Origin of the sequence: Pseudoalteromonas sp. SR43-5 (assembly GCF_014163835.1) — a bacterium.
In the GTDB taxonomy this organism is placed as follows: domain Bacteria; phylum Pseudomonadota; class Gammaproteobacteria; order Enterobacterales; family Alteromonadaceae; genus Pseudoalteromonas; species Pseudoalteromonas distincta.
Genome location: NZ_JACJEA010000005.1, coordinates 1 through 25,465 on the forward strand (window position 1 = coordinate 1; position 25,465 = coordinate 25,465).

Sequence of the window (25,465 nt, forward strand, 5' to 3'; positions counted from 1 at the left end):
AAAAGCAGCAGCTGACAAACGCAAAGCTGAAGAAGAAGCGCTTAAAAAAGCAGAAGCTGAGCGCAAAAAGCGTGAAGAGGAAGCAAAAGAGCGTGCTGCTGAGGCCGAACGTAAACGCCAGCAAGCAATGCAAGAGCAAATGTTACAAGAGCAACTTGCCAAAGAGCAGGCTGCCCGTAGTAAAATACGTCAGCAACAAGTGGTGAGCGAAGTTGATAAGTACCGTGCATTAATTATGGCGCGTATTCAGCAAAACTTACTGATTGATGAAAAAATGAAAAACCAACAGTGCCGAGTTAATATTCGTTTGGGCTTTAATGGTTTAGTAACGCAAGTTAAATCATTAGGTGGCGACAAGTTAGTATGTGAAGCTGCATTAAGAGCAGTGCGCATGGCTGACACATTACCGGTATCTAAAGATAAAGACGTATTCGAAAAACTTAAGAATATTAATTTAACAATCAAGCCAGAATTTTAAAGGAATGATATGTTCAACAAAATAAAAATAGCCTGTTTAGTTTTACTGTTTGGGTTTACGGGTGTTGCTAATGCAGCGCTTGAAATTGTAATAACAGAAGGTGTAGACGGTGCAAGGCCTATTGCCATTGTACCTTTTAAATACCAAGGTGTTGGTCCAATTCCTGAAAAGCTAAGTGGTGTTATTGCTGCCGATTTAATGCGCAGTGGTAAGTTTAAACCTGTTGATGTGGCGCAAATGCCGCAACAGCCAAGTAAAGATGGCGAAATTGATTATGCGTCTTGGGTTAATAAAGGTGTTGAAGCTGTTCTTGTTGGTGAGGTTGAACAACAAACTGATGGGCGTTATTTAGTTCGTTATGAGTTAGTTGATGTGATTCGCGGCCAAATTACCGGTGGCAATACGCAAATGATGAGTAACGGTAAGTTAGTTAAAAGCCAAGATCATATTTTAGAAGCGCGTGAAAGTGTTATTGGCGAGAGTGGTTTTCGTCGTTATTCACACCGCATTAGTGATGTTATTTATGAAAAGCTAACGGGTGAAAAGGGCGCGTTTTTAACTAAAATTGCATATGTAATAGTACGTGATAACGAGCCTAAACCTTATCAACTAGTCGTTGCTGATTACGATGGTTTTAACGAACAGGTATTACTTCGTTCAAAAGAACCATTAATGTCGCCAGCATGGTCACCAAATGGTACTAAACTAGCGTATGTAACGTTTGAAAACCGTCAAAGCCAAATTTACATTCAAGATATATACACAGGTAAGCGTGAAATAATAGCAAGCTACCGTGGTATTAATGGTGCACCGCAGTTTTCGCCAGATGGTAAAAAGCTATTATTAGTGCTTTCTAAGGATAAGACGGGTGCGACAGAAGTTTACATGCTTGACCTTGCTACACGTAAAGAAACACGCTTAACAAATCATCGTAGCATAGATACTGAGCCATCTTGGTACCCTAATGGCCAAGATATTGTGTTTACATCTGAAAGGGGTGGTAATGCTCAGATTTATAAGTTAAATTTAAAAACAGGTAGGTCACAACGACTCACCTTTGATGGTGATATGAACCTTGCTGGTTCTATAACACCAGATGGAAAAGAATTAGTGATGGTTAACCGTACCAACGGGCAGTACCATCTTGCTAAGAAAGAGCTGGCTACAGGTGCGTTTCAAGTATTAACGAGAACACGCCTAGATGAATCACCGAGCATAGCGCCAAATGGTTCGATGATTATATACAGCACGCTCCATAATAATAAACAGGTACTTGCGCTAGTATCGATGGACGGCCGCTTTAAAGCACGGTTACCTGTGCTAGACGGACAAGTAAAGGCACCAGCTTGGTCGCCATACTTACAGTAATATTACTGGTTTACTCAAAATAGGAATCTACTCAATGCAACTTAACAAAATACTTAAAGGCCTGCTAATTGCTGTGCCAGTAATGACATTAGCAGCTTGTAGCTCATCTTCTGATATTGATGAAGGTGCTGCAAACCAATCAAATCAAGGCGTTGTTGAGCAATCAACTAACACTGATACAGTTGAAGTAGCTACAATCTCTCCTGAGCAACAAGCAGAAGAGCAACTTCGTCAAAAGTACGAAGCACTACGTCAAGAGCAAGTAATTTACTTTGACTTTGATAAAGCGACTGTTGAAGGTAAGTACGCTGATTTACTTCGTGCACATGCTGAGTTTTTAGTTCAAAACCCATCAGTTAAAGTACTAATTGAAGGCCACGCAGATGAGCGCGGTACTCCAGAGTACAACATTGCACTAGGTGAGCACCGTGGCCAAGCAGTTGAAAAATACCTATTAAGCTTAGGTGTTTCAGCTAGCCAAATGTCAGTGGTAAGCTACGGTGAAGAGAAGCCAATGGTTAAATCTCGCACTGAATCAGCTTTCGCTAAAAACCGCCGTGCGGTACTAGTTTACTAAGATAAGAGATATTATGAAGCCGAAAATTATTTTGGCAGCCATGATATTGAGCGGGAGCACCCAGTTAATGGCTGCTCCCGCTCCTGTTTCAGAAGCTGCAAGTTCACAATCAAGTATTGAGAAGCGATTAGCGTCGCTTGAGAATATGATGCAGTCGCGTAACTTTTTACAAGTAGAGTTACAGCAACAACTTAACTTGTTACAAGACGAAGTAAGTCAAATTCGCGGTGTAACTGAAGAGCAAAGCTACAAACTTGAAAAAGTACTGCAGCGTCAGCGTGAGTTGTATCAAGAGATTGAAAACCGCGTGAGCCAGGCTTATACACAGCCAACAGCAGCTCCAGTAGTCGATCAGGCGCAGCCAAACGATGCACAGAGCTACAGCAGTGACTTATCTGAAAATGAAGCGTACGAGCGTGCTGTTGCGTTAATAATGAAAGATAAACGTTATGATCAAGCGATTCCTGAATTTCAAACGTTTTTGACTACCTATCCAAACTCTGTATATGCGTCTAACGCGCATTATTGGTTAGGGCAGTTGCTTACTATTAAAAATGATGGCGTAAAAGCGGTGGAGCATTTTAAAGTGGTTGTTAACGAATTTCCAAATTCTAATAAACGCCCTGATGCAATGCTAAAGTTAGGCACACTTTTACAAGATCAAGGTTCAGCGGCGCAAGCACAAAAAATATTGAGCGATCTTATCAATCAATACCCAAGTACTACCGCTGCAAAACTAGCAACTGATCGTTTGGGAAACTAAAGTTCACCAGCGATTAAATTTCTAGTTAAGGCGAGCAAACTACATGGAAACTCTCGAAGAATCTTGGATTTGCATGTAGTTTGAGCACAAACGGTTTAATTTTGTGCATCTAGACATAAAAACTTAAAAAAAGAGACAATTTCGGTTGCACTCATTTTATAAATAAGTATTATAAGCGCCCGCAGCAAACGAATGGTTACCCCACTCGAAATGCGACAAAAAGAGCGGGTTATTAGCTCAGTTGGTAGAGCAGTTGACTTTTAATCAATTGGTCGATGGTTCAAATCCATCATAACCCACCATTATTTGAATGGTCTTTTATCGGCGGATTTACGTACAATACTAAGTTGTTATAAAACGCAACGTCAGAGCGGGTCATTAGCTCAGTTGGTAGAGCAGTTGACTTTTAATCAATTGGTCGATGGTTCAAATCCATCATGACCCACCATTCTTTATTCCTTGTGAATACGGTTTGGCATCAATCGGCGGATTTACGTAAGCTTTAACTTAGTAATAAGTTAGCAACTGGAATGGGTTATTAGCTCAGTTGGTAGAGCAGTTGACTTTTAATCAATTGGTCGATGGTTCAAATCCATCATAACCCACCATTCTTTATTCCTTGTGAATAATGATTGGTTCCAATCGGCGGATTTACGCAAAGTAGTAAGTTGCATTTAAACGCAACAATAGAGCGGGTCATTAGCTCAGTTGGTAGAGCAGTTGACTTTTAATCAATTGGTCGATGGTTCAAATCCATCATGACCCACCATTCTTTATTCCTTGTGAATACGGTTTGGAATCAATCGGCGGATTTACGTAAGCTTCATTCATAATTGAATAAGTGCATAGAGCGGGTTATTAGCTCAGTTGGTAGAGCAGTTGACTTTTAATCAATTGGTCGATGGTTCAAATCCATCATAACCCACCATTCTATGAAAAGTTATATAAGAGCGGGTCATTAGCTCAGTTGGTAGAGCAGTTGACTTTTAATCAATTGGTCGATGGTTCAAATCCATCATGACCCACCATTTTTTATTCCTTGTGAATAGGGTTTGGCATTAGTCGGCGGATATACGTAAGCTTCATTCTTAATTGAATAAGTGCATAGAGCGGGTTATTAGCTCAGTTGGTAGAGCAGTTGACTTTTAATCAATTGGTCGATGGTTCAAATCCATCATAACCCACCATTCTATGACAGTTTAATCGGCGGATTTACGCAAGCTTTTTACAAAGCAGATTTATATTAGAGCGGGTCATTAGCTCAGTTGGTAGAGCAGTTGACTTTTAATCAATTGGTCGATGGTTCAAATCCATCATGACCCACCACTCTCTAATACTTTCCTTTATATTCTTTTTTAATTTCCCACTTTATTTTTTATAAACAGCCTTACTAGTTCGCTGTTATTTGCTTTCATATTCTCGTATAATTCGCCCTAATTAATGCACTGTAGATAAGTGGTCGAGAACATGAGTCTAGCTCAAACTATTATGCCTGAAGGTTATATTTTTCCCCCTAAGCCAGCACCGTTAACACAAGACGAGCAAGGCGAATATAAAGCGCGTATAAAACAATTACTAAAAGATAAAAATGCAGTACTTGTTGCCCATTATTATACCGATCCTGAAATTCAAGCACTTGCTGAAGAAACCGGCGGCTGCGTTGCCGACTCGCTAGAAATGGCGCGTTTTGGCGCACGTCACGATGCAGATATGATTATTGTTGCGGGCGTAAAATTTATGGGCGAAACAGCCAAAATTTTAACGCCAAATAAAACGGTTGTTATGCCAACGCTTGAAGCAACATGTTCGTTAGATATTGGTTGCCCGATAGACGAGTTCTCTGCGTTTTGCGATCAGCACCCTGATCGTAAAGTAGTTGTATATGCAAACACCTCTACGGCTGTTAAAGCACGTGCAGATTGGATTGTAACTTCATCATGTGCACTTGAAATAGTAGAGCACCTCGATGAGCAAGGCGAAAAAATCATTTGGGGCCCAGATAAGCACCTTGGTAGTTATATTCAAAAAAATACCGGTGCTGATATGCTTATGTGGAATGGCGCATGTATTGTACATGACGAGTTTAAAACAAAAGCACTTAAAGACATGAAAGCGCTACACCCAGATGCAGGCGTATTAGTTCATCCTGAGTCACCAGCAGAAATAGTTGCTCTTGCCGATTCGGTTGGATCTACGAGCCAATTAATCAAAGCAGCGCAAACAATGGACAACAAAAAGTTTATTGTAGCAACCGATCGCGGCATCTTTTATAAAATGCAGCAACTATGTCCAGATAAAGAGTTTTTTGCGGCTCCTACGGCAGGTGAGGGCGCTTCATGTAAAAGTTGCGCACACTGCCCTTGGATGGCAATGAATGGCTTAAAAGCGATTGAGGAAGCCCTCATAAGCCCTAAAGGTAAAGAAGTATTCGTTGATATGGATTTACGCGAAGGCGCACTTAAATCCTTAAATCGCATGCTTGAGTTTACTGCGAGCATGGCTAAGTAACTTTTAAAGTATAAATTAAAAACGGTTAAGTCTTAGATTTAGCCGTTTTTTTGTGCCTATAGGTAAGTGTTGCTTGATTAGTAAGCATTTGAAGGCCCAAATTTAAAAATGCCTTGCACCTTAAGGGTCTATTTCATACTATAGCGCGCTGTTGCATTACACAATTGCAGCACCGTGGAGGGATGGCTGAGTGGCTGAAGGCGCACGCCTGGAAAGTGTGTTTAGGTTTATCCCTAACGAGGGTTCGAATCCCTCTCCCTCCACCATTATTCTTAGAGCCCAGTTATTAATATCGAAAGGTAACAATAACTGGGTTTTTTAATGCCTTCAGAATGACTAATTATTTACTAAGCAAAGTGTCGATAACATGCCGACAAGTTCATGTTTCTCGATTGGTTTTGAAACGTAACCATCAAATAACCGCCTGTATATTTCTTTTTGTTCTGTAAAAACATTAGCAGTTAATGCAATAACAATTTGTTCGCTATTAAGCGTCTTAATTATTTTACATGCCTGAAGACCATCCATTTTTGGCATTTGAATGTCCATAAAAATAATGTCTGGTTTGTGTAACTCGTATAATGAAATCGCTTCTAAACCATTGTTGGCAATAATAATGGTGGCTTTAGTTGGTTCAAGCATCGCAGCTGCAACAAGCTGATTTATTTTATTATCTTCAGCTAATAAAATAATTTTTCCAGATAGGTCAGGAAGCTCAATATTTTTGGTTGTTAATGTGCTGTCATCCACCTGCGCTTGTTTTAATGGTAAGTACACATAAAACTGACTCCCTGAACCTAACTGGCTTGTTACTTTAATTTCGCCATTCATAAGGCCTATTAATGATTTAGTGATGGGTAAGCCAAGGCCCGTACCACCATATTCACGCGTGGTTGATTGCTCAGCTTGTTCAAAGCGCTCAAACAATCGATCAATTGCTTGCTCAGAGATTCCAATTCCGGTGTCTGATATACAACAACATATTTTTTTTTCGTCGGTTAGCCTAAACGTTACTGTAACGCCACCTTGAGATGTAAACTTAATCGCGTTAGATATTAAGTTTAAAAATACCTGTCTGAGTCTAACTGGGTCGCCCACCCAATGCTTGTGCTCAATATCAATCACAAATTTAAGGTAAATGTTTTTATCTGTTGCTTGCACACCTAAGTCTGACTCTAAGTGATGAATAAGTTCAAAAAAGTCAAAAGGCTTATTCTCTAATGAGAGCTTGCCGGCCTCTATTTTAGAAAAATCAAGAATATCGTTAATAATGGTGGTGAGTGCTCGAGTTGAATATAGTGATTTTTTTAAATACTCTTTTGATTTTTCATTAAGCGGTTGTTCTTGTAATAGTTGTAATGTGCCAAGTATACCGTTCATCGGGGTTCGTATTTCGTGGCTCATATTTGCTAAAAATTCAGACTTTGCTTGCGATGCTTGCTCAGCAAGTTCTTTTGAGTGACCAAGGGCTTGCTCGTGGTCAATTTGTTCTGTTAAATCGTAAGCAATACCTAAGTAGCCAACGGTGTCTCCTTCGTTATTTAACAACGAAGTGACACTTAAATTAACTTGTATTTGCTCGCCTGTAGAAGAAATGTATGTCCATTGATTAATATCTGGCTCTGTTGCTGTTGCTTTTAAGATAAATACTTCAAAACCAGGGGTGACGGGTTTATTTAATTCAGCACTAAGTAGTTTAGCCTTTTTTATAATTTCTTCTTTTAAATGAAATATGCCAGGGTTTTTAATGCCAATAACATCTTGCGCTTTGTAGCCTAATAACTTTTCTGAGGCGGGATTAAATAGAGTGATTAAGCCGTTTGTGTCGGTCGCAATAATTGAATAACTAGCACTGTTTAAAATACTTTGTTGGAGCATGCTCATATCGGCTATTTCTTGCGTACGTTGTTTAACTTCGCTTTCTAGTTTTAAATTTGCTTGCTGCAATGCGAGTTTATTTTTTTTAGCCTGAAGTGTTTTTCTCTTAATTCTTTGGTTTCTTCTAAAAATAAACAATTGCATTAAAAAAACTACAAACATACAGCCAATAGTGGCGAAAGAGCCATTAACAATGGCTTGATACCGACTAGGGAGATGAAGGTTATAAATAAAGGCGTCTGAGGCATCAATGGTAATTTTCCACGTTCTACCCATTAATTTTATAATTTTAGTTAATTGATAATCGTTAGTTTTGCTTTTTATGCCATAACTAAAAAAATCAGTCTCAGTATTGTTATTGATATCACTTATCGTTAGTTGATTTTCATCAAGGTGTGAAAGTGAGTCTAAAATTTTATCAATTAACAACGGCGAATATGCCCAACCTAAAAGCTCATTAAGGCGCTGTTTTTTATTATCAGAAATAGTAATGGTTTTATATATTGGCACTAATATTAAAAAGCCTTGTTGTGAGAGTTTATTCGCTTGTACTAAAGTCAGTGGCGCCGTTAATTGGGTTGTATTATTTATGGCAGCATTTAGTGCTGCCTGTTTGCGCATGCTCTCAGATCCAATATCTAATCCAATTGCTTGTAAGTTTTTTTGCTCAGGAAAAATATATTGAATTATAAAATGCTCATCACTAGTCGCTACGAGTGTATTCAAATTAAATGTCTGATCGGGTCTATCGTTTTTTGCATCATTCAAAAATTTATTTAATTGCTCAACGCCAACTTTTTTTATATAGCCAATACCATTAGCTCCAGGGAATTCTTTAGCGTAGTTACGGCTCCCAGAGTAGTTAGTTATGGCTTGATAGTTTAAGTTATTTGCACCTATCCCATGTACAAAGCCCTTTAAACCAAATAGCCCATATTGATACAAATCGAGCCTACTGTTAATACCTGTAGAAAGCGATGATAGGCGGTTATCAAGCGCATTGTTTATTTTATTTTTTATGGCTTCTTGGTGTTTAATATGAGCAAAGTAGGTAAGTATAATGCCCGCAACTAATAAAATGACGTGAGGAAGCAGTGAGATTAATAACCCTTTATTAACCGGTCGTGCTTGAATCATTAATTAATCCTTTTTCATGAGTCGCAGTAAGTGTGTTTCTATTTTAATAACGTGATAAATATAGCACCTATTATTCAAGACACAACTTTGTTATTAATTGGAATGTATATATTTTATAGAGGTTTAGAGTAGGGGGAGTCTAAAAAGTTGATTTTAAGCCTCAAGATAAAACTAAAGTGCATATAAATATAATAATTTATAAATTCTGCATCACTTTATAGATACCAACAAAAGTAGTAGCAAAAGGTGCTGGTTTTTGTACTTATTGATTTTAGAAGAAATCAGCAGCTCATAACTTTACTTAGGTAAGTTTAAATCAAGTAAAATTAAATTAATATTATGATGTTTTTTTAAATAAAATTAGCGACTTAGATACGAGTGAGCAAGAGGTAATCTTTACCAATTTTTACAATTCATCCGAAATAAAACAAACTCTTACTATTTTATAATATAAAAATTAAAACATTATAAATTTATATTGTTCTATATTTATTAGCATGAAAGAAAGGTAATTACTTGAAATGTAATTACCTTATGACATGTTTGCCGTGTAGGTCAAAAAGCATACACATCCCTATGTGCTGCACAGTAAAAACTTCAAAAACAAGGTAACGGAGATAACTATGGCTCACCGAGTATCTAAATTACTTGCGGCAACAGGCGCAGTATTAACATGCATTTCTATTCCTTCGTATGCTGCTGTTAATGGGCTGACAGAACAAGATGAATTTAATATAAAACTTAGATCAATTTATTTCGACCGTGACTACGATAACGACGCAAGTGACGATTCAACTTTTGCTCAAGGTATAGAGCTCAATTACACATCAGGTTATATAAATGATTTATTGAATGTGGGTGTATCGACTTACACCGTAATGAATATTAACTCTACAGGTTCAGCCGCAGGTAATATTTTACCAGCAGGTAATGAGAGTGGTGGAGTAGACGATAGCTTTTCTAAATTTGGTCAATATTTTTTAGATTTTAAATTGGGCAAAAACGGTCACGTTAAAGTAGGTGGGCAAAAAACCAAAAGCATGCTTTTAAAAAGCTCAGGCAGCCGTGCTATTCCTAATACTTTTCGAGGTGTTTTTGGCGACTATAAAATCGGCAACACTAAATTATATGGTTACGTATACGATAAATGGAGCCGTCGACATGATGATAGATGGGAAGACTTTTCTACCGACCAATCGGCACCTGGCGCCATTAGCGTAATTTGGGGCGTAGGTGCTACGCATAAAAAAGACGACATAACATTAGAGGCTGAATATTTAAATTCGCACAATTATCTAAGTAAAATGGGATTAAAAATCAGTTACGACATTAAACTTGAGCAAAGTAAGTTAACCCTTTCAACTGGCATATTTACCTCACAAGATGATGGTGATTTATTTGTAACAGGCGCAGAGGGCGGCGATTTAGATGATGAAGATGCAACTGGCGCATTAACAGGTTTAACTAAAAGTGAAAACGATGGATTTGCCTATTACTTAGATGCTGATTGGAAAAAAGATATTTGGAGTGTAGGTGCGGCATTTACTAAAGTAAGTGATGCTTGGATTGAAGATAACTTTAGTGGCGATCATGGTACAAACCCATTTCCAACTCGCTCATTGATTGGTGCCGATTTAACAAATCAAAACGAGGCAACGTGGCAGGCACGTTTTGGCATTGATTTAAAAGCAGTATCGCCAGGTTTAACAACAAAGTTTTACTACACAAGCGGTAGCGATGCGGAAAACTCTGCGCTGGGTAAGTTAGCTGGCACAGCTGATGAAAAATATTGGGCTGTAGATACGCGCTATAAAGTTGAGAAAATAAAAGGCTTAAGTTTGCGCTGGTTATTTGTAGATTATACAACCGAAAAATCAGGCAGCGTTGATGGTGTAAAAGGCGACAGAGCCGACCACCGAGTTTATGTAGATTACACTATTAAATTTTAAAATAACGTTTAATAAGCCAATGCAAATTTATACATTGGTTTTATTTCCTTTATTAATTACCACTATGATAAAACTAACAAATAGATAATAAAAATAAAGCTAATATATGTTTTCTCTTCAACAGTGGCAATCGCAGGGCCAATTCACTCATATTTCTGGCCATCAAATATTTACAAAAATAGCTGGTGATATAACTAAGCCTGCGCTGCTTTTAATACATGGCTTTCCAAGTGCTAGCTGGGATTGGGAAGGTATGTGGCAAACGCTTAGTGAACATTATTTTGTAATTACGCTCGATATGCTAGGTTTTGGTTTGTCAGATAAACCAATAAACGCTACCTATAAAATTACCGAACAATCCGACTTATATACCCAATTTTTAAAAACGTTAAATATTAATGATGTACATATTTTAGCTCATGACTATGGCGATACTGTGGCTCAAGAGTTATTAGCAAGGCAAGTGGTTAGCCAAAGTGACTTTAAAATAAACAGCGTGTGTTTTTTAAATGGTGGGTTATTTCCTGAGGTGCATAAACCATTATTTATACAAAAGCTTTTACTTTCAAAGCTAGGTTGGATAGTGCCAAAATTAATGAATAAACAAAAATTTGCCAATAATTTAGTTACTATTTTTAGTAAAAGTACACCGCCCTCAAAACAAGTGGTAGACACACTTTGGGAGTTGCTAATTTATAAAGATGGTTTAGCCGTTATGCCTAAACTCATTAGCTATATAAAGCAGAGGCAGCAAAACCGAGAACGCTGGGTTGGTGCCATCATAAATAGCAATATACCACTTACGTTTATAGCAGGCGCAGAAGATCCTATCTCTGGTAAGCACATGATTGAACATTATAAAAAGCTTATTCCGAATGCGCGCGTACAAGAGTTTGTAGAGCTTGGGCATTATCCGCAAGTAGAAAATCCAGATGCTATTACGCAGGCTTATTTGGATTTTAGAAATTGCCAATAAAAACGCGGCACTAAATTAAGTGCCGCGTTTATAAATTAATAACTCTGAGTATTTAGGCTTTGAACCTTAATATTTTTTCTTCGGTGCTTTTAATTGTTTTTCAAACTCGTCTGAAAACAATATCGTGCCGTCGTCTTCCTCTGTAGGAAAGGCTGCAATAAGTAGGTCATCTTCTTCAAGGCCTGGTGTCCAGCGACTAAACCAGTCAGCAAGTGGAATTGCTTTAGCGCTGCAGCCAGCCCATTCGCCAGTTGCCCATGCTTCTGCAAATTCGCGAGTTGGCCAAACTGGCACACAGTCGTCATCTTCGTTGGCAAGCATAACGCAGCCATCATCGTCGTTTAAAATCCATACTTGTTTAAATTGTTGTACGGTTTCGAACATATAGGCTAGGCGTTTTTTTGCCCCAAGCCCTAAAATTACAGCTTGTTCTTCGCTTAAATTTGGCGTTGTCATAATTAGCTCACTCTTAATTACTATATCTAAATTATATGCACACAAGTATATCGAGTTATATGACAGAGTGTTGAAAAGTTGCTATTTAATTTCAGCAATGCAGATCTAATTTGTATATTGAACAGTATAAGTCACAACTAATTTGAGCGATCATTCAAAATAAGCTTGAATGTTTGTAAAAAGGCCACATTGTAGTAAGCATATACTTAATGAAGGATTGAAAAATGACTACTGATCTACTTGCTCCGTTTAAACTAAATAATACGATTGAGCTTAAAAACCGCGTACTTATGGCACCATTAACGCGTTGTATGGCTGACGATAACTTAGTGCCAACACAAGATATGGTTGAATATTATGCTCGCCGTGCCGAAACCGGTTTAATTATTAGCGAAGCAACTATTATTCGTCCAGATGCGCAAGGTTACCCAAATACACCTGGTTTATTTACCAGTGAGCAAATTCAAGGTTGGAAAAAAGTAACTGATGCAGTGCACGCTAATGGCGGCAAAATGTTTGCACAGCTTTGGCATGTTGGCCGTGTTGCACATCCTCACTTTTTTGATGGCGATGTACTGGCACCATCGGCAATTGGCGTTGAAGGCTCTGTACCTCGTATGCGTGAGCTTACATACATCACACCAAAAGCAGCGACTATAGATGACATTAAGGGCCTAGTAGCTGATTACGCAAAAGCGGCAGAAAATGCGATTGAAGCGGGTTTTGACGGGGTAGAAATTCACGGTGCTAACGGGTATTTGATTGACCAGTTTTTACATTACGCTGCAAATACACGCAGCGACGAATACGGTCAAACGCCTGAAAATATGTCGCGTTTTGCACTAGAAGTAACCGATGCAGTTATCGCCGCTGTAGGTAATGAGCGTACTGCTTTACGTGTTACACCGGGTGCTTATTTTAATATGAGCGAAGATAGCCGTGATAAAGCGGTATTCGATTACTTATTACCAGAGCTTGAGAAGAGAGATTTAGCATACTTACACGGCGGTATTTTTGACGACAGTACAACGTTTGAATCGCTTGAAGGTAAAACGACGTCTGAATTTTTACGTGCAGGCTACAAAGGTACATTAGTAGGCGTAGGCAGCTATACTTTTGAGTCAGCAAAAGAGGCAATTAACGATGCTAAGTTTGATTTAATCGCTATTGGTCGCCCACTTATCGCAAACCCAGATTACATTAGCAAAATTGCAAACGGTGAAGAGTTAGTACCTTACAGCGATGAAATGCTAGCTGAATTGAAGTAACAGCTAAATATTATATTTAGTTATTAAGGCACCCAAAGTTAAATCTTTGAGTGTCTTTTTTTGTACATATTCCCGCCATAAATCTTCCATATTTGTTTAACCTTTATGTAAATAAAGTTCATCCTCGTTGTCATGTTTAAAATCCATACTGTGCTCGTTTTCATATTTCATAATTAAAACTAAACGGGACAACAATGTACGCTTTAAAAAACAAATCGCTATTGAGCATGGCTATTGCTATGGCGGTATCAACATCTACTTATGCTAACGACAACACCATAGAAGAAGTAACCGTGGTTGCTAAACCAACGAGCTACGCTAACAATGTTATTGAGCCTGCAATGCTTGAGCAACAAAGTTCGGTATCGAGCATATTATCGGTTATTGATAATTTACCAGGGATTAGCATAAACGAAGGTGATGCATTTGGTGGCGACGATTGGTCTACTACAATCACTATGCGTGGTTTTAGTATTGATGGGAACCAACAACAATTAGGTATGACCGTTGATGGCATTCCCAATGGTGGCTCTAATTACGGCGGTGGTGCTAAAGCTAACCGTTACTTGGAGAGTGAAAATTTAGCAACGGTAGAAGTAGGTCAAGGTACCTCTGATATTAAGTCGGCTTCACTTGAAGCACTAGGCGGGACATTTAACTTTGTAAGTAAAGACCCAAGCCTTGAAAAAGGCACTACCTTTGCTTATACATCAGGCAGCCACGATGCCACGCGTTATTATATTAAACACGAAACAGGCACTGTTTTTAATAACACACAAGCGTACGTAAGTTACTCGCAAACAGATACAAGCCGCTGGATTGGTTCAGGCAGTAATGGGGGCAAAGACAACCAACACGCTGAGCTTAAGTTTGTATCTAATTTTGACGATTTAACACTTACTGGTCGTTTATCTTACGATGATGTAAGCGAGACAAACTATAACAGCGTAAGCCTTGAGCAGTTTGAACAAACTCCAGACTGGGATCAGCTAACATGGAATTGGACGGGAGTTCCGCACTTTGACCAAATGTTTGCAGAAGGTTGGGGAACGCTTCGTGAAAATACCTTAGGCTATTTAAAATTTGAATACGCTATTTCACCAACTTCATTATTAACTGTTAGCCCTTATTATCATAAAAATTCAGGTCGCGGCGATTGGATCCCACCTTATTTAACAACACCTGTTGATGAAAATGGTGACCCAACAACCGAGGGTGGCACTAATGCAGGCTCTTATGGTTTTGCTGATAGTGAAGGCAACCCGCTTGCACCCAATGCCGATTGTACGCAAAGTTTGAGCTGGCCATGGGAGTCGGGTCCTGGTTTAAATCCTGCGTGTTACGATGCAACAGCAACGCCGGTTATGTCTTACCGCCATACGCATTACAACAAAGATCGTTTAGGTGTAACGGCAAATTACCAAGCTACATTTGGTGATCACGATATAGAAGCGGGCTTTTGGTATGAGCAAAGTGAGCGTGATGAATCGCGTGATTGGCACAAAGTAATTGACGCGCGTATTTATCATCACTTTGATAGCACGCCTTACTGGACACAATACAAAAACACTTTTGATACCGATACATTCAAATGGTACTTACAAGACTCGATTAATTTTGGTGACTTAACATTAAATATTGGTGCAAAACAGTATTTAGTTGAATTACAAAAGTATGACCACTTTGCTAACGAAAGATCAGATAAAGTAGATAGCGACTCAGACGTGTTATTTAGCGGTGGCGTATTGTATCAACTAAATAACAGCACAGAATTATTTGCTAGTTACAGCGAGAATTTTTCAGCAATAAAAGACGGTGTGCTTGAGCGAGATAGCTCAACACTTACAAACATAGAGCCAGAAACTGCCGACAACATCGACTTTGGTGTACGTTACCAAGCCGACAGATTAACCCTTACAGCAACGGCTTACAGTGTTAAGTTTGATAACCGCATTACCTTTATTGCCCCTGGTAGTGGCACAGACGGCATTGATTACACCATTGGTACAAATGGCTCGTACGTAAATGTAGGGGGGATTGACTCAAATGGGCTTGAGCTTGCAGCAAGCTATATGTTAACACCAAGCTGGAGTGTGTACTCGTCGTATACAAATAGCAGTTCTGAGTATTCATCCGATGATCCAAATGCATACGATTCACAGGGTGTAATATTAAGAGATGAAAGTGGTAATGAGGTAGCACCGAGCTTTAGAAAAGGCGACAGCATAATAGATTCATCAGAAAATTTATTTGTGGTATCTACCGATTACTTTAGCGATGGCTTTCGTGTTGGTTTATCCGCTAAATACACCGGTGAGCGCTTAGGTGCATGGCAAGACGAAGACACTCGCACCCGTAATAAAGTAGACGGCTACACTGTACTTGATTTTAATGCAGGTTATTCAACTGACGTAGATGCAGGTCCGTTTAAAGCCATTGACGTATCGTTTGTTGTTTATAACGTTACTGACAAAAGCTACTTAGCAGGTGGTACTGGTAACGGCGCTACTTATTACATTGGCGCGCCACGCACCGCAGCAGTTACATTTACCGCTGACTTTTAAGTTAAAGTTTAGGGTTAGTAACTAAATTAAAGCAAAGCCCATCACTGATGGGCTTTTTGACTGTTTAATGACTAACGTATTGATTTATTAGAACCAAATTCAGTGAATAGCTACCCCTAATATTGAAAATATCTTACACTGGTTTTATCTCAAGCAAGGCCAGTGTTATATGCTAAATATTATTCAATCAAACCGGATGGAAGCCCTGCAAGCGCAGTTCCACCAGCTGTTAAAAATAAACCCATTGCAAAGCCCGTTCGACAAAGAAGTGGTGCTAGTGCAATCGCCGGGTATGTCGCAGTGGTTAAAAATAGGTTTGAGCGAAAACTTAGGGGTTGCAGCGCAGGTAGATTTTCCGCTGCCGTCGAGCTTTATTTGGCAGTTGTATCAGCAATTACTGCCAAATGTCCCTAAAGAGTCGGCATTTAATAAGCCCAACCTTGCTTGGAAACTGTTTGCAATTTTACCAACCTGCATTGATGAACCGCTTTATTTGCCGCTAAAAACCTATTTAGAGGGCGATATTGACGGGCAAAAAACCTTTGCGCTATGCGAAAAAATAGCCGATGTGTACGACCAATATTTAATGTACCGACCGCACTGGATAGCCACATGGGATAGCGGCAAAGATGAGCTTGATGACGTAGATGTAGCCATTGCCCCATGGCAACCTGATTTATGGCGACGCATTGTAAAGCTAAGCCAAGAACTTGGGCAAAGCCAATTTCATCGCGCTAATATGCAAGGGCAATTACTTGCAGCGCTTGAGACTATGGATAATAGCTTACTGCCACAACGCATTAGCTTATTTGGTATATCGGCGATTGCCAGCTCCCAGCTTGAGGTGTTTGAAGCACTGAGTAAAAAAACAGAGGTTATATTATTCTTTTTTAACCCAAGTGAGCACTACTGGGGCGATATCATAGATGAAAAAACAGCAGCTAAAATAAGCGCTAAATACGCCAAAATGCCGCTGGTGGAAGCGCAACAAAAAAAACAAACCAATCCAGATGAAGAATACTACTTTATTGGTAATCCGTTGTTATCGTCGTGGGGTAAATTAGGCCGCGACTATTTTGAACAACTTGTACAGTTAGATGCCCGTTGGATTGATGGTTTTATTGATGTGTTTGACGACACCTTACTAGGGCAAGTACAAAGCGAGATTTATCAGCTTGCGTTTAAAGGCGAATCGCTGACCGATAACAAAGAGTGGTTTATAAACGACGAAGGTAAGTTACCAATCAGCGCAACCGATACCAGCATTACGCTCAGCGATTGCCATACACCGCTCAGAGAAGTTGAGCGCTTGCACGACTACTTACTTAACTTATTTAATCAAAACCCAACGCTTACCCCCAAAGACATAATTGTCATGATGCCCGATGTAGGCACTTACAGCCCTTACATTGAAGCCGTATTTGGCGGGGCACAAGGCAGCCGCTTTATTCCTTACGCATTGGCCGATTTAGCCATAGAGCAAGAAAAGCCCGTGCTTAGCTCATTTGCGAGTTTAGCTAACTTACCGTTTTCGCGCTTTGGTGTGTCGGATATTCTCGATTTATTACAAGTGACGCAAATAGCCGAAAAGTTTGGGCTTGAAGCGCACGAATACGAGCAAATTCAATATTGGCTTGAACGTGTAGGGGTAAAATGGGGTATAAACGCAGCGCATAAAAGCAGCTTTGATTTACCCGCTATCGATTTAAATACCTGGCAACATGGGCTCAACCGTTTACTGCTTGGTATAGCCATGCGCGACGAGCAATGCCCGTTTAATGGTATTTACAGCGCCGATGAAGTAGAAGGCATGGCGCTTGATACACTCAACAAGCTCGTGCACTTTATTGATGTACTGCAAAGCTTTAAAGAGCAGCTAACGCCCGACGATACGCTCACTAATAAAGCGCATATTTTAAGTGAGCTATTAAACGCTATATACGAAAGTGAAAGCGACGACAGCTGGGATTTATTAGTACTTCAAAACGTGCTTGAAGAGTTACAAAAGCACCACGACAACGGCGATTACAGTAAAGCGGTTTCGCAGCGTATTGTTAGTTACTTAATTAAACAAGGCATTCAAGAAAAAGGCGTGGGGCAGCGGTTTTTAGTAGGCCAAGTCAACTTTTGTACGCTTATGCCCATGCGCGCCGTGCCATTTAAAGTGGTGTGTATGCTGGGCTTAAATGATGCCGACTACCCGCGTAACGTACAGCCTATTGGTTTTGACTTAGTGCCTTATTCTAAAAAGCAAAAAGGTGACCGATCACGTAAATTAGATGACCGCTACTTATTTTTAGAAGCACTACTGAGTGCCCGCGACAACTTATACATGAGTTACATTGGTCGCTCGTGTTTTGATAACCAACCGCGTATGCCATCAACCCTTGTAAGCGAGCTGTTAGAATATATTGGGCGTAGCTTTGTATTAAGCGATAAAAGCGAAAAAGCACTGCCAGAATGTCTAATCAATCAGCAGCATTTACAGCCCTTTAATAGCCATTATTATTTAGCCGATGAGCAAGCCAATACTGTGCTGAGTAACCACAGTTACAATCCAATTTGGCTGCCAAGTGAGTCAATTAAACCACAGCCGGTTATTGCGCTTGATGTTGTTGTGCCAGAGCAGTTAGATCTTGATGTGTTTATTAAAAGTGTGTGCAGCGCACAAGAGAGCTTTTATCAACAAACATTGGGCTTACGCCTGCCACAATTTAACGAAGTAGCAAAAGACGAAGAGCCATTTAGTTTAGATGCACTGCGCCGTTATTTTTACCTTGATGAAATACTTAAAGCCAATATAAACGAGCAACCGCTGAGTACAGAGCAAATACTGCAGCGAGGTGAGTTACCTCAAGCCAATGTAGGCAGCCTCATATTTGAGAGTATGGAGCACCGAGTTGATGCGCTTGCAGGGCAAGTTAAAGAGCACATTAAAGGCGGGAAAAGTGAGCCGATAGAAGTTTTGCTTACCATTGAAGGCACCAAAATAGAAGGCTGGCTCAATCATGTTTATTTGCAAAAACAAGTGTTTTACCGCAGTGCGAGTATTAAAGCGAAAGATTTAATTAAAGGCTTTATTTATCACCTTGCAGCGCAAAGTATGGAGCATCACGTAGAAACATTGTTACTTGGGCTCGATAAGCAAATTACCTTTGCGCCCATAAACAAAGCCGATGCGGATGCACTATTGGCCGATTGGTTTGAGTTATACAAAGCACTCCGCGCAGAGCCTGTGCCATTTTTTCCGGTAAGTGGTTATGAGTACGTTAAAAGTGGCGGCGATATAACAAAAGCGATGAGCAAATTTAGCCCGCAATACATAGGGCGAGGAGAGGGCGAAAACCCGTATATCCGCTTAACGGTGCAATCGCTAAACGACTGCCAAGAAGAATTTATAAAATGGAGTGATAAATTGCTCACGCCTTTATTTGAACACGCAAAGGAGAGTGACCATGCAAGCGCTTAATCCTCTTACTATGCCGCTCATTGGTCAAAGTTTAATAGAAGCCAGTGCGGGTACTGGTAAAACTTATACAATTACGGGGCTGTATTTACGTTACTTACTAGGTATGCAAATAGAAGGTGAGTTAAATACGCCGCTCAGTGTTGAGCAAATTTTGGTAGTAACCTTTACCGACGCTGCCACTCAAGAAATTAAAGACCGCGTACGTAGCCGAATTATTGCTGCGCGCGACGCATTGCTTGGGCAAGACCCAAACGACGAACTCATTGAAGGCGTAATTGCCAAAATTGATGATAAGCACCGCGCGTTTGATTTGCTCGATGCAGCTGCTAAATCAATGGACGAAGCCGCTATTTTTACTATTCATGGCTTTTGTCAGCGGATGCTAAAACAACATGCGTTTGAGTCGGGAGTGGCGTTTAATCTCGAATTTATTTTAGATGAGCGCGACATACTGCTCGAAACCATTAAAGATTTTTGGCGTGCGTTTGTATACCCACTTAATAAAGAACGCACCGATGCTATTTTAGATGTATTTGCCGCACCAGAGTCTTTATTCGCTCAAGTGGCGAGCATTTTAAACAAAGCTAATGCACACATTACACCACAAATAAATTTAGATGATGTATGGAAAGCCCGTGACGAGTACATAACCCGTGTGCCTGCATTTAAAAAAGCGGTGTTAGAGCAAGAGTTTATCGGTGCTATTAAAAGCTCGGGTTTAAGCGGGTCTAAAACGCCAGCGCGAAAAGGCAGCCTTGGTGCGCTTGAAGCATTTTGTTTAGGGGGTGATTTGTTTTTTGAATTTGGCACTAGCAAGTATTCGTTTGAAGTGTGGAGTACAGAAAGCTTAAGCGATGTGAGCAATTATAAAAAAAATCAGCCATTATTTGTGCATCCATTACTGAGTCAGTTTGACGAGCTTGCCGCCCTTAACAACACCATAAACCAAGGGCTCAAAATAGCGGTTATACAACATGCAGCACGCTGGGTAAAAGCCGCAATAGTTAAGCGCAAGCAAGAGCAAAGCGTTATCACCCCAGATGACTTATTGACCAATTTACACAGTGCGCTTAATAACGAGCAAGGCGACGTACTAGCGCAAAAAATTGCACAGTTGTTTCCGGTTGCCATGATTGATGAATTCCAAGATACCGATCCGATTCAGTACGGTATTTTTAGTAAAATTTATGGGCAACAAAATACCACGCTTGCCATGATAGGCGACCCTAAACAAGCTATTTATGGCTTTAGGGGCGCAGATATTTTTACCTATATTGGCGCAAAAGAAGCTGTACAGACTGATCAGCAATTTACGCTGGGTACTAACTTTCGCTCAAGCACCGATATAGTCAATAGCGTTAATAGTTTATTTGGCAAACACGCTAACAGCTTTATTTATAACGATGCCATCCCCTTTAACGCAGTAGCTGCTAAAGGTAAAAAAGCGGAAGACTCTTTTTTAATTGATGGTAAACCCGCGACCGCATTCGAATTTAATGTATTTGTGGATGAAGCCGCAGACGAAAAAAACAAACCAACCAATAAAGGTATAGGGCAAGCGCATTTAGCCACTCACTTTGCTAATAAAATAGTCACCCTGCTTGAAAAAGCAAAACAAGGGGATGCGTGTATTGGCAGTACCCCTGTAAGCGCTGCCGATATTTGTATATTAGTGCGCGACCGTGTTGAAGCGCAAATAATGAAAAAAGCGCTAGATGATGCCAAAATAGCCAGTGTGTATTTATCGCGCGAGAGCGTTTTTAGCCAAGAGCTTAGCCATCACCTACTTAACTTTTTAACAGCGCTGCATGGACAATATGATGAGTCATTGCTGCGCGGTGTTTTAGCGGGTCCGCTATTTTGTTTAAGTTATAACGAAATACATGCACTCGCTGATGATGAAAATAAATGGCAAGACTACTTAAACTTTTTTGCACAACTTAGCCACATTTGGAACAAGCAAGGCGCTATGGCCATGCTTGAGCGCTTAATGAGCCATAACCAGCTTAGCGCTAAATGGCAAGGGTTAGGATATAACGTTGAGCGTTGGCTGACGGACTTTAGGCACTTGGGCGAAATACTTCAGCAAAAACAAATAGAGCTTGAAGGCACGCTGCGTTTACTGCGATGGTTTGCACAAAAGGTAAGCCAACAAGACGGTGAAACAGTTCAGGTACGCCTAGAAAGTGACGCCAACTTAGTTAAAATTGTCACTATGCATGCCTCAAAAGGGCTTGAATACCCTTTGGTATTTATGCCGTTTGCCAGTGGCTATCGCGAAACAAAAGAAGCGCTTTATCATGATAATGGCAAGCTAGTTTACGATTTAAGTAAAGACGAAGATGCCCTTCAAAAAGCAGAACAAGAACGCCTAGCTGAAGATTTACGCCTGCTTTATGTAGCACTTACTCGCGCCGTACATTTTTGTGCGCTTGGTGTTTATAACATAGGGCAAGGACAAAGTAGCCGCTTGGCTATGCAAAGTAGTGCACTTGGGCATGTTTTATTTGCAGGGCTTGAACTTGCCAGTAGCCAAACATGGCGCACGCATTTAAGTGAGTTTTGCGACGCTAACAGCGCGATGAGCTATCAGCAATTTACCTCACAAACATTATTAGAGCAGGGAACACTTTGTTTTAATAACAGTGAAAGTGCGCAGCAAGCGTTAAGTGTTAATAAAGTAACAGCAAATATTGAACGTAACTGGCGAGCAACCAGCTTTAGTGCGTTGAGCTTTAAAAAGCACAGCGACCAATTAGCCCCAGGGCGAAGTGATGAAGATCACGAAAAAGACGAGTTTGCAGTGCAAGAGGACGAACTACCATCACCTTATAGTTTTCCTAAAGGGGCAAAGCCTGGTAGCTGTTTACACGAAATATTTGAACAAATAGATTTTACTAGCCCAATAGTTCACCCAACTAATACCGAGCAAAACTTATCTGAAGTAGTTAAGCGCAGCCTTGAAAAGTACCACATAGGTGATCAATGGCGAGAAGTGGCTGAAAAGTGGGTACTTGATGTTCTTGCGTGCCCCCTAGATAACAGTTCTTTAGAAAAAAGCCTTCTTTCATTGGGTGTGCTTACACCCAGAGATTGCCTAGTCGAAATGGAATTTAATTTACCTCTTGAGAGCTTAAGTGCACCAAAGCTAAACGAAATGCTGGTTAAACATTTTGGTTTTACACAAAGTAAGCTTGAATTTTCGCACGTAAAGGGCTTGTTAAAAGGCTTTGTCGATTTAATATTTTGCTACCAAGGCAAATATTATATTTTAGATTATAAGTCTAATTATTTAGGCAGCACGCCAGCTGATTACGAGAGCGACATGCTTGAGCAAGCGATGAGCAGTCATCAGTATCATTTACAGTATTTAATCTACACGGTAGCGCTGCATCGTTTATTAAAACAACGTATAGCTGATTACTCAATAGAAACCCATTTAGGCGGCGTGTATTACACGTTTTTACGTGGGATGCCGGCAGGGCAAGGCGTGTACTTTAAAAAGCTAACTGAAGAACAAGTGATTATTTTAGATGGCTTATTTAGCCAAGGAGCCATGCTATGAGCGATTTAAATGAGCAACCTGGCTTGTTTGACGATATAGACGAGACACTTAATAATGAAGCCGTAGAGCCTCTTACTTCAAAAAATGTAGCACATGATGTCCCATTAGAGGACATTGTGTTAAATAATACTATTATCGAAGTCCCGTTACTTGAATATTTATTAGCGCAAAATAGACTACGTGTGGTTGATGTTAAACTCGCTGAATTACTGTGTGCTAATGACATTGAGCAAACACATAATGAGCTGTTTTATATTATTTTATTACTGTGCTTATCGCAGCAAAGTCAGCATAGCTGCCTAACTTTAAATGAGGTTGACTGGAGCAATCCTTTTAACTTGCGCAAAAGCGACTTTAATAAACTAGATGGCAATGTACCCAGTACGCTAAGCCCGTTTAGTGATGACTTTAATGTACATACAGCGCTCAGTTATTTACAAAACCATGAAAGCGTGGGCGAGAGTAAACCACTGCAACTGTTTAAAGAGCGACTTTATTTTGCGCGCCTTGCCGGTTATGAGCAAACACTCGCTGACAGATTATTAAGTATGAGCGAGCGAAAGCTCAATATTAATAATGAAATATTGGCAGAACTTTTAAATACCTATTTTCCTGCTGATTCTGCAATTGAAACTGATTGGCAAAAAGTGGCGTGTGCGATTGCTGCCACCAAAGGCTTTAGCGTGATCACGGGTGGTCCAGGTACCGGTAAAACTACCACAGTGACTAAGTTGTTGGCTATTTTGCAGTCACTTTATAAAACCGCGCCGCTTAGCATTAAGCTGGTGGCACCGACAGGTAAAGCCGCTGCACGTTTAAGTGAGTCTATTTTAGGCGCTAAAAATAAGCTCACAACGATTCCTGATGTTATAAAAACGCTGATACCGCAAAACGCTCAGACTATTCATCGCTTATTGGGCGTAAAACCGTTTACTAATAAATTCAGACATAACAAAAGCAATCCACTGCATTTAGATGTGCTGATTATTGACGAAGCCAGTATGGTCGATTTATCGCTGATGGCTAAATTAATAGAAGCACTGCCTGCGCATGCGAGATTAATACTCCTAGGTGACAAAGACCAGCTGGCCTCGGTAGATACTGGCAGCGTAATGAGCGATTTATGCCAAGGTTTAACACTTGGGCAAACGCCACGCTACTCGCAAGCACGTTGTGATGAGCTAAATAGCTTATGTTTTAATAATGAGCCTAAGCTCGTAGCGCAAAGCGTGAGTGAATTTAAACTCGCAGATTGCGTTGCCTTTTTACAGCACAGTTATCGATTTGATGCACAAAGCGGCATTGGTCAACTCGCACTTGCGGTAAACACAAATAACACCGGTATTTTAAATTACGTTGAGCAAGAAAGTACCGAAGGGCGTTTTAACGATGTAATTTTAGATTACGACTTTGTAGCGAAACCAATTGAAAAGCTTGTTAAAAGTGCAGCAAGTCATTATGCAAAATACCTTAACTTAATTGCCCAAGGTGCAGATGTTGCTCAGGTGCATGCTGCTTTTGCTAGTTATCAGCTTTTAGCTGCGGTACGAGAGGGCGATTACGGCGTGCATAGCTTAAATCAGCGAATAGAGCGCGTATTGCAACAGCAAGGTTTAATAACAGTTAGCCCTAATACTCATCATTATACAGGCATGCCCATTATGGTGAGCCAAAACGATTACCAGCTTAAGTTATTTAACGGCGATATTGGTATTTTAATGCCCGATGAAAGCAATCAGCTCAAAGCCATATTTATTGACGAGCAAGGTAATCAACGAGCATTTTCGCCAGCACGACTCCCTGCACACGATAAAGTATACGTAATGACTATTCATAAATCACAAGGTTCAGAGTTTAGTTACACCGCTATGGTACTGCCACCGCTAAAACAAGCGCGCATGGGTATTAACAGGCAATTAGTGTATACGGGAATAACCCGCGCTAAAAATAAGTTTGAGCTGGTGGCTGACAAAAAAGTACTGCAACTAGCAATGAATAAAAGCGTATCAAGAGCATCTGGTTTATATGAAAGGTTACAATTTTAAGCTTAATTTGAATTTTTTATTAATAATTTAGCTTCAAACTGCTTGTTATTTATCGCGTTATTATAAATGTCTTCTATACTAAAGTTAATTTTATATTGAATGTATTCGGGCGTGTTGATCTTTGGTGGGTGAATTTGCAGTAGTGTGTTTGGTTTTTAGGCAAGGCAGAGCCTATGTAGTGTGGTATTTCCCATAAATAGGCGATAACGTAGTATAAATACCAAACATACGCTGCCCTTTGGGTTCTTTCTAGGGACGATTAACTCTTTGTTGCCTACATGGATGTAGGTAAGGGGCGTGAGCAGGACGCGGAAGCTTTGCTCGGTTTTTACTTATTCTTACATGGATGTAAGCCATTAGAATAACGCAGGAGCAGTTATCGAGCCCACTAGGTTACAAACCTCGCGCCGTGATTTAATCGCCCCTAGATTGAACAAATTTCAATCCACAAAGGTCAACACGCC

14 protein-coding genes and 9 tRNA genes are annotated in these 25,465 nt (G+C 40.1%); 21 read left to right on the forward strand and 2 right to left on the reverse strand.

The features are described 5' to 3' along the window. From tolA to H5090_RS04190, 14 genes are all read left to right on the forward strand, one after another. The coding region (tolA, locus tag H5090_RS04125) for a cell envelope integrity protein TolA (protein ID WP_182695091.1) at positions 1–478 on the forward strand (478 nt) is incomplete at its 5' end. 9 nt (positions 479–487) lie between these two features. Then, on the forward strand, positions 488–1,846 hold the full coding sequence (tolB, locus tag H5090_RS04130) for a Tol-Pal system beta propeller repeat protein TolB (RefSeq protein WP_138488837.1): 1,359 nt from the start codon (positions 488–490) through the stop codon (positions 1,844–1,846). 34 nt (positions 1,847–1,880) lie between these two features. Continuing rightward, a complete protein-coding gene (pal, locus tag H5090_RS04135; protein WP_002960636.1) occupies positions 1,881–2,423 on the forward strand; it encodes a peptidoglycan-associated lipoprotein Pal in 543 nt (180 codons plus the stop codon). Positions 2,424–2,436: 13 nt separating this feature from the next. Beyond that, positions 2,437–3,186 (forward strand): tol-pal system protein YbgF, encoded by a 750-nt coding sequence (gene ybgF, locus H5090_RS04140; protein ID WP_033021320.1) that lies wholly within the window; start codon positions 2,437–2,439, stop codon positions 3,184–3,186. A gap of 226 nt (positions 3,187–3,412) precedes the next feature. Beyond that, a tRNA-Lys gene (locus H5090_RS04145) sits at positions 3,413–3,488 on the forward strand. A 70-nt stretch (positions 3,489–3,558) separates the two neighbouring features. Beyond that, positions 3,559–3,634 (forward strand) — tRNA-Lys (locus H5090_RS04150). An 84-nt stretch (positions 3,635–3,718) separates the two neighbouring features. Continuing rightward, a tRNA-Lys gene (locus H5090_RS04155) sits at positions 3,719–3,794 on the forward strand. Between the two features lie 85 nt (positions 3,795–3,879). Then, positions 3,880–3,955: transfer RNA gene (locus H5090_RS04160), tRNA-Lys, on the forward strand. A gap of 83 nt (positions 3,956–4,038) precedes the next feature. Next, a tRNA-Lys gene (locus H5090_RS04165) sits at positions 4,039–4,114 on the forward strand. 24 nt (positions 4,115–4,138) lie between these two features. After that, positions 4,139–4,214: transfer RNA gene (locus tag H5090_RS04170), tRNA-Lys, on the forward strand. An 83-nt stretch (positions 4,215–4,297) separates the two neighbouring features. Continuing rightward, positions 4,298–4,373, forward strand: a tRNA-Lys gene (locus H5090_RS04175). 63 nt (positions 4,374–4,436) lie between these two features. Next, positions 4,437–4,512, forward strand: a tRNA-Lys gene (locus H5090_RS04180). 141 nt (positions 4,513–4,653) lie between these two features. Further along, entirely contained in the window at positions 4,654–5,694 is a 1,041-nt protein-coding gene (gene nadA / locus H5090_RS04185; protein ID WP_002962419.1) for a quinolinate synthase NadA, read from the forward strand. 176 nt (positions 5,695–5,870) lie between these two features. Further along, positions 5,871–5,960 (forward strand) — tRNA-Ser (locus H5090_RS04190). Between the two features lie 70 nt (positions 5,961–6,030). Here H5090_RS04190 and H5090_RS04195 read toward each other — a convergent pair. After that, positions 6,031–8,709, reverse strand: a complete 2,679-nt coding sequence (locus tag H5090_RS04195; RefSeq protein ID WP_182695092.1) for a CHASE domain-containing protein — start codon at positions 8,707–8,709, stop codon at positions 6,031–6,033. 623 nt (positions 8,710–9,332) lie between these two features. Here H5090_RS04195 and H5090_RS04200 point away from each other — a divergent pair. Both H5090_RS04200 and H5090_RS04205 read left to right on the forward strand, forming a co-directional pair. After that, positions 9,333–10,658 (forward strand): OprD family outer membrane porin, encoded by a 1,326-nt coding sequence (locus tag H5090_RS04200; RefSeq protein WP_024595955.1) that lies wholly within the window; start codon positions 9,333–9,335, stop codon positions 10,656–10,658. Between the two features lie 106 nt (positions 10,659–10,764). Beyond that, positions 10,765–11,634 carry an alpha/beta fold hydrolase gene (locus H5090_RS04205; protein WP_182695093.1) on the forward strand — a complete coding sequence of 290 codons (870 nt, stop codon included), beginning with the start codon at positions 10,765–10,767 and terminating at the stop codon, positions 11,632–11,634. A 66-nt stretch (positions 11,635–11,700) separates the two neighbouring features. Here the strand turns inward: H5090_RS04205 and H5090_RS04210 are convergent, their stop codons facing one another. After that, positions 11,701–12,090: a DUF2750 domain-containing protein gene (locus H5090_RS04210; protein ID WP_002962412.1), complete on the reverse strand. Its 390-nt coding sequence runs from the start codon at positions 12,088–12,090 to the stop codon at positions 11,701–11,703. A 224-nt stretch (positions 12,091–12,314) separates the two neighbouring features. On the opposite strand from H5090_RS04210, the gene H5090_RS04215 reads away from it, so the two are divergent. The 5 genes from H5090_RS04215 to recD all read left to right on the forward strand — a co-directional run bounded on the left by H5090_RS04215 (position 12,315) and on the right by recD (position 25,001). Continuing rightward, entirely contained in the window at positions 12,315–13,358 is a 1,044-nt protein-coding gene (locus H5090_RS04215; RefSeq protein WP_165723927.1) for an alkene reductase, read from the forward strand. A 194-nt stretch (positions 13,359–13,552) separates the two neighbouring features. Continuing rightward, a complete protein-coding gene (locus tag H5090_RS04220; RefSeq protein WP_182695094.1) occupies positions 13,553–15,922 on the forward strand; it encodes a TonB-dependent receptor domain-containing protein in 2,370 nt (789 codons plus the stop codon). A 169-nt stretch (positions 15,923–16,091) separates the two neighbouring features. Further along, entirely contained in the window at positions 16,092–19,391 is a 3,300-nt protein-coding gene (gene recC, locus H5090_RS04225) for an exodeoxyribonuclease V subunit gamma (protein WP_182695095.1), read from the forward strand. Continuing rightward, positions 19,378–22,956, forward strand: a complete 3,579-nt coding sequence (recB, locus tag H5090_RS04230) for an exodeoxyribonuclease V subunit beta (RefSeq protein WP_182695096.1) — start codon at positions 19,378–19,380, stop codon at positions 22,954–22,956. Before recC ends, recB begins: the two co-directional genes overlap by 14 nt. Then, positions 22,953–25,001, forward strand: coding sequence for an exodeoxyribonuclease V subunit alpha (recD, locus tag H5090_RS04235; protein WP_182695097.1), 2,049 nt, complete (start codon positions 22,953–22,955; stop codon positions 24,999–25,001). The genes recB and recD overlap by 4 nt, the downstream gene beginning before the upstream one ends. Positions 25,002–25,465 lie beyond the last annotated feature (464 nt).